We start from the raw sequence: 8673 nt of genomic DNA on the forward strand, positions 1-8673 counted from the left end.
GGAAACGGCAGCATGAGCGAATACGCCCCCGTCACCGATGCCAGCGCCTGGCGCGGCGCGGAGATCGCGCAGGATCCAGGCTGGATCGGCACCCTGACCGCGGCGGAGATCGCGGAGCTCGAGCGGGCCTTGCGCGGCGTCCAGGCGCGCGGCCTCCCGACCACGTCCATCACCCGCGCCGATTTCCCCTTGCCCGTGCTGGCGCCGCGCCTCGCCGCCTGGCTGGCCGAGGCGCAGACCGGCCGCGGCTTCTTCGTGGTGCGCGGCCTGCCGGCGGAGCGCTTCTCCGAGGCCGAGCGGGAGGCGATCTTCTGGGGCCTCGGCATGCATCTCGGCATGGCGGTGTCGCAGAACTCGCATGGCGAGATGCTCGGCCATGTCTTCGATCAGGGCCGCACCTATGGTTCGGCGAACACGCGGGGGTACCAGACCAAGGCGCGGCTCGACTTCCACACCGACCGCTGCGACCTGGTCGGGCTGCTCTGCCAGCGGCGGGCGAAGGAGGGCGGGCTGTCCTCGGTCGTCAGCACCATGGCCGTGCACAACGAGATCCTGCGGACGCGGCCGGACCTGCTGTCCATCCTCTATCGCGGCTTCCACTATTCGGAGCGCGAGGCGGCGGACAACCCGGACGGGGTGACGCCGCGGCCGATCCCGGTCTTCAGCCGGCATCGGGGCGTGCTCTCCTGCCGCTTCATCCGCAACCCGATCGAGACCGGGGCGCAGCGCCGCGGCGTGCCGCTGACGGAGGAGGAGCGCGAGGCGCTGGACCTGATGTCGAACCTCTCGGCGCGGGAGGACATGCGGCTCGACATGATGCTCGAGCCCGGGGACATGCAGTTCTGCAACAACTACGTCACCACGCATGCGCGGACGGAGTTCGAGGACTGGCCGGAGCCGGAGAAGCGCCGGCTGATGGTCCGGCTCTGGCTGACGGTCGAGCCGCGCCGGCCGCTCGCGCCCGATTTCGGCGAGCATGACGGCATCCCGGCGCGGCTGGCGCCGGAGACGGCGCCGCTGCCGGCGTGATGCGCCGCCGCGTGCGTCGCGGCACTGGCGGCGTCGCTCGCCCATGCGCCGGATTTCGCGTCGCGGCCGGTACGCCGCCCGAGGTGCTGCCGCCGTTGAACGCATTGGTCAGTGCCGCGATCCTCGCCGAGCCGGAGCGGACGGCGTGGCGTTGCGCCGAAGGGATGGCACCGCAACCCAGCAAGCTTGCTGCGGCACGGCATCAGGGACCCGGTATCGTCGCCATCGGCCATGCCCAGACAAGGAGGTGGGAGGGGCGGCATGCCGCGCTGCGCTACGGCGAGGCGATTGCCGCCCAATGGCATCCGCCCGTAGGTGGACAGCGCCTGTAGCCTCTGCCGCAAGCGCTTCCACGTCACCGCGGTATCCGAGCCCAGAACTGCGGGCCATCGGGTGGTGCCCTCCCGCCACGCCGATTTCGGACAGGCGGAACGCCGGCTGCGGCATGTCTGCGGGCCGAAGCTCTGCTTCGACGAGTGGCGCTGGATCGCCAGCGCCCCGCCAATGCCGGAGGACCGGGCAGACTGGCGTGACAGACCCGTATCAGGCCGGGCGCGGAGCCGATGCGAGTGCTCTTCGAGCGCCTCGCCCGTCCCTTCGCCACCCCCGGCGTGCCCGGGGCGTGGTGACGCGGCTGGCGCCTGGTAAGACCGGACGGCACCGCCCTCGACCTGTTCGACGCGCCTGAGCCCGAGACGCGCCATGGGCGCATTGCGGAGTCGCAACTCGGGCGGATCGCACTTCGCATGGCCAGCGCGTCTGGAGGCACTGCAGCGATTGCCGGCGTGGAGCCGGGAGAACGATAACGCGGACGGGCAAGTCCGCCCGTTACCTCCGGTGATCCATGCGTTCCTTGCCCGCCCTGGTGCAGCAATTCGCGTCCCGCATCCACGCTTCGATCTGGCGTGGGGTCTTCGGTCTCGTGTTGGGCCTGGGTCTCGCGGTTGGCACCGGCGCTTATCTCATGCAGCAGCGGGAGGCGGCGCTGCGCGACGCCGAGCGCGAGGTGCGCAACCTCTCCCTGGTGCTGGCGAGTTCGGTGCAGGACAGCTTCCGCTCGGTCGAAATGATGCAGACCGGCATCCTGGAATGGCTCCGTGCCGAGGGCCTGGACCAGCCGGATAGCTTCGCCGACGCCGTCCCCAACCGTGCGGTCCATGCCGCGCTGCGCGCCCGCACAGCGGCGCTGCCGATGGTCCGCACCGTCTTCCTGACCGATGCCAAGGGCAGGACTCTTGCCACCAACAGGGTCTGGCCTGCGCCCGACGTCGCGGTCGCCGAGCGCGACTACTTCCGGGCGATCGCCGATGATCCCGAGCAGGACAACTACCTGAGCGTTCCGCTGCGCAATGCCGTCGACAGCGTCTGGAGCCTCTTCGTCGCGCGACGCGTTACCTCGGCGGAGGGCCAATTTCTCGGCGTTCTCGTCGCGGTGATCACGCTCGATCACTTCGAAGGCTTCTTCGGCAGCGTTGCCCTGGACGCGTCGAGTTCGATCGCGCTGCACCGCCGCGACGGCGTGCTGCTCGTCCGCTATCCGAGGGTCGAGAACAGGATCGGCAGTTCCACAGCCGGCAGTCCCCTGCACCAGAGGCTCCCGCAAGCCGGGCAAGGCACGGCGCTGCGGGCGCGGAGCGAGGTGGACGGCATGGAGCGGATCCTTGGCGCCCAGGTCGCGCAGGCCTACCCGCTCTATGTCGTGGCGACGCGCACCTCCGAAGGGGTTCTGGCGCCCTGGCACCGGGAGGCGCGGCGGCTCGGACTCGGCCTGCTGCTGCTGGAAGGGCTGATCCTCGCCGCCATCCTGCTGGCCAATCGCCACGACCGGCAGCGCAGGGCGCTGCGGCATCTCGGGGCCGCCCATGCCGAGGCCGAGGCAAAGCTCGCCCTCGCCGATGAGCGGGAGCGGGCTGCCCGCGCCCTGGCCGAGCAGGAGAAGGCGCTGCGCGCCAGCGAGGCGCTGCTGCGTCTCGGGATGGAGATCGGCCATATCGGCACCTTCAGCCACGATATCGCCGCGGGGGAAGACGTCCACTTCGCGCCGGAAGCGCGCACCCTCCTCGGAATGCCGCTCGATGGCGCGCCTGTTCCGTTCGAGACCTGGCTCGCCTTGCTCCTTCCCGAGGATCAGGAACGCATCCTGCACCAGTTCGGTGAAATCTTCGCCCAGCGCCTGCCGACAGCCGCCCTGAACTACCGCATCCGGCATGCGGTCAGCGGCAAGGTACGGCATATCGAGTGTCGCACCCGCCATGAGTACGACGCAGAGGGCAAGACCACACAGGTGGTCGGCGTCGTCATCGATGTCACCGCGAACCGCGAGGCCGAGGCGCTGATACGGCTCAGCCTCGAGATCGGCCGCATCGGCAGCTTCCGCTATGACTTCGCCGCGGGCAGCGTGCAATGCGGCGCGGAGACCCGGGCCATGTGCGGCCTACCCGCGGGCGAGGTGCCCATGCCGCCCGAGGAATGGCTGGCCCCGGTGCTGGCCGAGGACCGCGCGCGCATCCTCGCGGAGATCGGCCGCGTCACGACCGACCGCGATACGGACCTTGCCATCGACTACCGCAGCCGCGATCCGCGCGACGGCAGCCTGCGGCACTTCGAGGTGCGGGCCCGCGTCGAGTCCGACCCCGAGGGGCAGCCGTTGAGCGCGCTCGGGGTGGTGATCGACATCACCGAGCGGCGGGAAGCCGAGGCGCGCATCGCGCATCTGGCGCAGCACGACGTGCTGACCGGCCTGCCCAACCGCAGCCTGTTCCGCGACCGGCTGGACGCGGCCATCGCCCGGGCGCAGCGCGGCGAGGGCTTCGCCGTCTTCTGCCTCGACCTCGACCGCTTCAAGGAGGTCAACGATACCCTCGGCCACCCCATCGGCGACGCCCTACTGCGCGCCGTCACCGCCCGCCTGCAGCACGAGTTGCGCGAGACCGACACCCTCGCCCGCCTCGGCGGCGACGAGTTCGCCATCATTGAAGCCGATGTGGACCGTCCCGGCGACGCCACGGCGCTGGCCGATCGTCTCGTCGCCGCCATCCGCAAGCCCTTCGAGCTGGACGATCACCAGGTCGTGGTTGGCACCAGCATCGGCATCGCGGTCGCGCCGCAGGACGGGCTCGATCCCGACACGCTGCTCAAGGGCGCGGACATGGCGCTCTACCGGGCCAAGGCCGATGGACGTGGGCGCTGGCGCTTCTTCGAGGCGGAGATGGACGCCCGCATGCAACTGCGCCGGGGCCTGGAGATGGACCTGCGCCGTGCCCTCGTCCTCAACGAATTCGAGCTGTTCTACCAGCCCATCATGGACGTCGCCTCGCGCCGGGTCAGCGGCTTCGAGGCGCTGATCCGTTGGCGTCACCCGGAGCGCGGCCTGGTGCCGCCGGATGCCTTCATCCCGCTCGCCGAGGAGATCGGCCTCATCGTCCCGCTCGGCGAGTGGGTCCTCGTTCAGGCCTGCCGGCAGGCGGTGTCCTGGCCCGGCGCGCCCAAGGTGGCGGTGAATCTCTCGCCCGTGCAGTTCGCCAGCCGCGGCCTGGTGGATGCGGTGGCGGCGGCGCTGGAGGCCTCTGGCCTCGAGGCGGGACGTCTGGAGCTCGAGATCACCGAGACGGTGATGCTGCAGGATACCGAGGCGACGCTCGCCACCCTGCACCGGCTGAAGGCGCTCGGCGTGCGCATCGCCATGGACGATTTCGGCACCGGCTACAGCTCGCTCGGCTATCTCCAGCGCTTCCCCTTCGACAAGGTCAAGATCGACCGCAGCTTCACCCGCGGGCTCGAGCAGTCGCGCCAGAGCAATGCCATCGTGCGCGCGGTGACCGATCTCTGCGCCGGCCTCGAGATGACCACCACGGCCGAGGGCGTCGAGACCGAGGAGCAGTTCGCCGCCCTCCTGCGCAAGGGCTGCCAGGAGGCGCAGGGCTACCTGTTCAGCAAGCCGAGACCGGCTGCCGAGGTGCCCGGCCTGCTCGACCGACTGGAGCGGGACGCCAAGGTCGAGCCCGCAGCCGAGTAGAGAGCAACGCAGCTATGGCGGCCTTGGCTGCAAGCCGGGCCAACTCGCGGCGCATCCGACGAAGATTATTGCCGACGAGGCTGCCTGGGCGGCGCATCTGGCAGCGATCGGCATCGACCGGCTGGTGGTCACCCCCCGAGCCGGTGCGGATCGCCACACAGCTCTCACCCGTCAGGCCGTTGCACCAGCCTGACCAGCCAGCCATGCCTGGGAATCCGCCCTGGCTACCGCCCCGTGCCACGAAGGCTCGGCACCGGCGTCTGAACTTCTCGGACCGACACTGAACAGCATTGTTCCTACCAGGTTGGGAACACCGCCACAAATCCTCGGCCACTGTTTGCCAAGTGACCTGCAATGCCTGCGGTGGCGGCATTGAAAGCGTGGTCACCGCTGAGGTCTGGGATGCGGCGCCGAAAGAGGCACGAACAATAAAACATCTCCTGCCCGGCACATCGCAGTGGCATTAGGAATGTCAGCAGGAATGTGAGTGAGTTTGCTTCTGCAGCCGAAAGCGACGTCCGTGAGGCGGACAGCGCACTCCCAGTAACGCATGGCCCAACACCTACTCGGAAAGCATCTGGTGAACACCATCCTGACCTCGGATGACTCGGGCATGATGCTGGCAAGCACCAGCCGCATCCTCCAGAAGGCAGGCTTCTCCGTCGAGGGATGCGCGAACGGCCAAATCACCATCGCCAAGCTCGAGGGCGGCTCCAAGCCGGAGATCATCTTCACCGACATGCATATGCGCGTACTCGATGGCCTCGGCTTCATCAAGCAGGCAGGCCAACTACCGAGCACCAGGTTCACGCCAACTGTGGTGCTTGCAACCGAGTCGTCCCAGCAGAAAATGGATAATCTACGTGGCGTGGGAGCGTCGGGTTGGCTGACCAAGCCGACCGGCCCACAAGTGTTGGTGGCGACCCTCAAGCAACTTCTTCCGCGGGGCTGAAGCGTTGATGAAAAACCAGCATCCGGGCCAGGAGCCCGCCGTCTTCGCCGTACTCGCGGCGCAAACCGAGGCGCTGCGGGACCGGATCGTGGCCACCACCACGACGCAGGTCGAGTTGCTCTGGCAGGCGGCCGACGCACTCACCCGGCAGGCCGCCCTGCTCACGCAGTTCGCGGATAAGGGCGCTGCCCCTCAGGCCGACCTCGCCGGATCATGCGAGGCGGCAACGACACTCGGAAACACGCTGGATGAACTCGCCTTCGTTCAGTCCCAGCGAGCGGACTTGCTGCGGCAGATGGTGGAGGGGATAGTCACGGCGCTCGAGCACATGAGCGCCACCGGCGGAGCCCTCACGATCGAGCAGCTTGCCAAGCTCTACGTGAGCCAGGACCAGCTCGCAGTGCACGAAGCGATCGTTGGAAGTAGCGGCAAATCATGACTGCTCCGTCGTCGCCAAGGATGTACCACGCCACCAGACTGTGCCTCGCCGCTTGTGTTGCCGCCGGGCTGGCGGCCGCCGTGTTGCCGGTCACGGCTCCGCTCCTCGGCGCCGCGGTATCGGTCCTGGCGATGCTGGTCATCATGCTTGAGCGGCGGCAGCGCCCGAGGCCGGAGGAGCCGGTCGCGGCCACACCGCCCGGCATCAACCCTGCAGAGGTGATCGGGCCTGGCATCGTCACCTCGCCGCTCGCCCCGACCCGCACGCCGCGCGACCTCGAGACGGCGCTCGGGCTGTTCGGCTCGGTCATCATCAACGAGGTGGACACATCGGTCCGTTCCGCACTCAATGAAAACCAGCAGATGCGCGAGATGGCCGAGGAGATGGCACTGGCATCCAGTCAGGCGCGCGAGCAGTTCAGGCTTTCCATCGGCCGCGCCGTCACGGCGGAATCCGACATCGAGCAACTCAAGAGCTACGGCGAGGAACTGACCGGATCAATCGACCTCGTGACTTCGGAGGTCCGCAATTCGATCGCCACGATCAGGGCGGCGGCCGAGCAGACTGTGACGACGCGTCGGTCCATCGAAACCATGTCAGAGCTGTCGCGCAGCATGTCAGAGATCCTCGCCGCGATCGGCGACATCTCGCGGCAAACACGGATGCTGGCATTAAACGCCACCATCGAGGCAGCGCGGGCAGGCGAGGCGGGGCGCGGCTTCGCAGTCGTGGCAGGCGAGGTCAAGCAGCTCGCGCACCAGACGGCCGAGGCGACCACGGTCATCAACAGCAAGCTGGAGGAGCTGACGGGCACAGTGCAGGCAAGTGTCGCCGCACTGCAAAGCCTTGTTGCGACCGTGACATCCGTCGACAGCGCGAGCAATACGATCAGCCAGGCCATAGCCCGGCAGGACACGCTCACGACGCAGGTCAAGGCCAGCCTCGATGCAATGCACGGGACGGTCTATGATCTGGCACGCGAAATACGAGAGGCGGCCCAGATCGCTGCCAATAGCGGCTCGCTTGCCGAGTTGGTGCTGGACACCGCGAAGACGGTGGACGGCCTCATGAGCGAGATGAGTGAGAAGCTGCATGCCGTGGGGAATGGCATGCTGCCGGTCGGGGTACCGGCCTGACGCTCCGAAGCGCCGCCCGGCAGGATGAGATCCGGCGAGGCGGAGCGAAGTCGGTACCGTCTCGCCGATCTGACATGGCTCCAGGCAGCGTTGCGCCTCTCTCCGTGACGGAGAGCCCGCTTCATTAGGCCCGGTCGAGGAGCCGCGAAACCAGGCTCAGCAACTGCTCCTTCTCAAACGGCTTCAGCATCAGGGCATCTGCGCCGTAGTTGTCGGGGCGCAGGAGGCTCCCCTGCCCGGACACATTCGGATCGCCGCCGGTGATGGCAAGGAAGCGCGTCCGCGGCGCCAGCTTCCTTCCCTCGCGTATCACATCGGTGCCACTCGATCCGCGCATCCAGATGTCCGTGACGACAAGGTCGAAGTCGGCCCCCTTCAGCAGTTCGAGGCCAGCCACTCCATTCGGGGCGGTTGCGACCTCGTGGCCCGCTCCCTGCAAGACGATCTTGAGGGACACCAGCACCGGCAGGACATCCTCGATAACAAGTATGCTTGACATTATTGAGTCCCGCCATGGCTGGGTATGAGAATCGTCACCGTGGTCCCGCGGCCCAACTCGCTTGCAAGCGAGATCGTGCCATGCATTTCCTGCACCAGCCCGTACACCACGGGGAGCCCAAGGCCCGTTCCGTCCCCGATCGGCTTGGTCGTGAAGAACGGCTCGAAGACGCGGTCCAGGATCTCTTTGCTCATGCCGCAGCCGGTGTCGGTCACGCGCAGCCGGGCGAAGTGGGTCGGCTTGCAGGGGTCGGAGGAAAAGGGCTCCGGCTCAACCACGTGCTCGTCCATCGAGATTGTCAGCGTGCCGGTGCCGCTCATTGCCGCAGCCGCATTTGTCACAAGATTGAGAATGACTTGTACGAAGGAGGTGCGGTTTACCGCGATCGACGGGAGGCAACCATCGGTTTGTACTGTCATGACGATATTGATGGGAACGGCCTGCCTCACCAGACGCAGGCATTCATCGATCAGTGTTACCGGATCGAGGATCTCGACATCCCGCGCCGTCGGCTTCGAGAATGCCAGCAGGTCGGCGATGATCTGCCTGGCCTTCATCGTGCAGTCGAGCACGATGTCGAGGTGCGGCCTGCCATCTTCCGCG

Annotated in this window: 8 protein-coding genes; 6 read left to right on the forward strand and 2 right to left on the reverse strand. The window is 67.7% G+C overall.

Translation table 11 applies throughout. From position 1 onward, the window contains the following. Positions 1–12: 12 nt before the first annotated feature. From Q7A36_RS26130 to Q7A36_RS26155, 6 genes are all read left to right on the forward strand, one after another. Entirely contained in the window at positions 13–1029 is a 1017-nt protein-coding gene (locus Q7A36_RS26130; protein ID WP_305106707.1) for a TauD/TfdA family dioxygenase, read from the forward strand. After that, entirely contained in the window at positions 1026–1361 is a 336-nt protein-coding gene (locus Q7A36_RS26135; protein WP_305106708.1) for a hypothetical protein, read from the forward strand. Before Q7A36_RS26130 ends, Q7A36_RS26135 begins: the two co-directional genes overlap by 4 nt. Before the next feature lie 512 nt (positions 1362–1873). Then, the gene (locus Q7A36_RS26140; protein ID WP_305106709.1) at positions 1874–5044 is read left to right on the forward strand and encodes a bifunctional diguanylate cyclase/phosphodiesterase; all 3171 of its coding nucleotides are present in this window, start codon (positions 1874–1876) and stop codon (positions 5042–5044) included. 580 nt (positions 5045–5624) lie between these two features. Further along, positions 5625–5996, forward strand: a complete 372-nt coding sequence (locus Q7A36_RS26145; RefSeq protein ID WP_305106710.1) for a response regulator — start codon at positions 5625–5627, stop codon at positions 5994–5996. 7 nt (positions 5997–6003) lie between these two features. Then, positions 6004–6435, forward strand: coding sequence for a hypothetical protein (locus tag Q7A36_RS26150; protein WP_305106711.1), 432 nt, complete (start codon positions 6004–6006; stop codon positions 6433–6435). 20 nt (positions 6436–6455) lie between these two features. Further along, positions 6456–7571 (forward strand): methyl-accepting chemotaxis protein, encoded by a 1116-nt coding sequence (locus tag Q7A36_RS26155; protein WP_305106712.1) that lies wholly within the window; start codon positions 6456–6458, stop codon positions 7569–7571. A gap of 124 nt (positions 7572–7695) precedes the next feature. On the opposite strand, the gene Q7A36_RS26160 is transcribed toward Q7A36_RS26155, so the two are convergent. Continuing rightward, complete coding sequence (locus tag Q7A36_RS26160) at positions 7696–8070, reverse strand: response regulator (protein ID WP_305106713.1); 375 nt, start codon at positions 8068–8070, stop codon at positions 7696–7698. Beyond that, the coding region (locus tag Q7A36_RS26165) for a sensor histidine kinase (RefSeq protein ID WP_305106714.1) at positions 8070–8673 on the reverse strand (604 nt) is incomplete at its 5' end. The genes Q7A36_RS26165 and Q7A36_RS26160, both read right to left, overlap by 1 nt.

Origin of the sequence: Paracraurococcus lichenis (assembly GCF_030657435.1) — a bacterium.
Classification (GTDB): Bacteria; Pseudomonadota; Alphaproteobacteria; order Acetobacterales; family Acetobacteraceae; genus Paracraurococcus; species Paracraurococcus lichenis.

What these genes read in the sequence shown, in the direction of transcription:
- Q7A36_RS26130 (WP_305106707.1), top strand. Translation starts at nt 13, where the DNA reads ATGAGCGAATACGCCCCCGTCACCGATGCCAGCGCCTGGCGCGGCGCG.
- Q7A36_RS26140 (WP_305106709.1), top strand. Translation starts at nt 1,874, where the DNA reads ATGCGTTCCTTGCCCGCCCTGGTGCAGCAATTCGCGTCCCGCATCCAC.
- Q7A36_RS26150 (WP_305106711.1), top strand. Translation starts at nt 6,004, where the DNA reads ATGAAAAACCAGCATCCGGGCCAGGAGCCCGCCGTCTTCGCCGTACTC.
- Q7A36_RS26155 (WP_305106712.1), top strand. Translation starts at nt 6,456, where the DNA reads ATGTACCACGCCACCAGACTGTGCCTCGCCGCTTGTGTTGCCGCCGGG.
- Q7A36_RS26160 (WP_305106713.1), bottom strand. Translation starts at nt 8,070, where the DNA reads ATGTCAAGCATACTTGTTATCGAGGATGTCCTGCCGGTGCTGGTGTCC.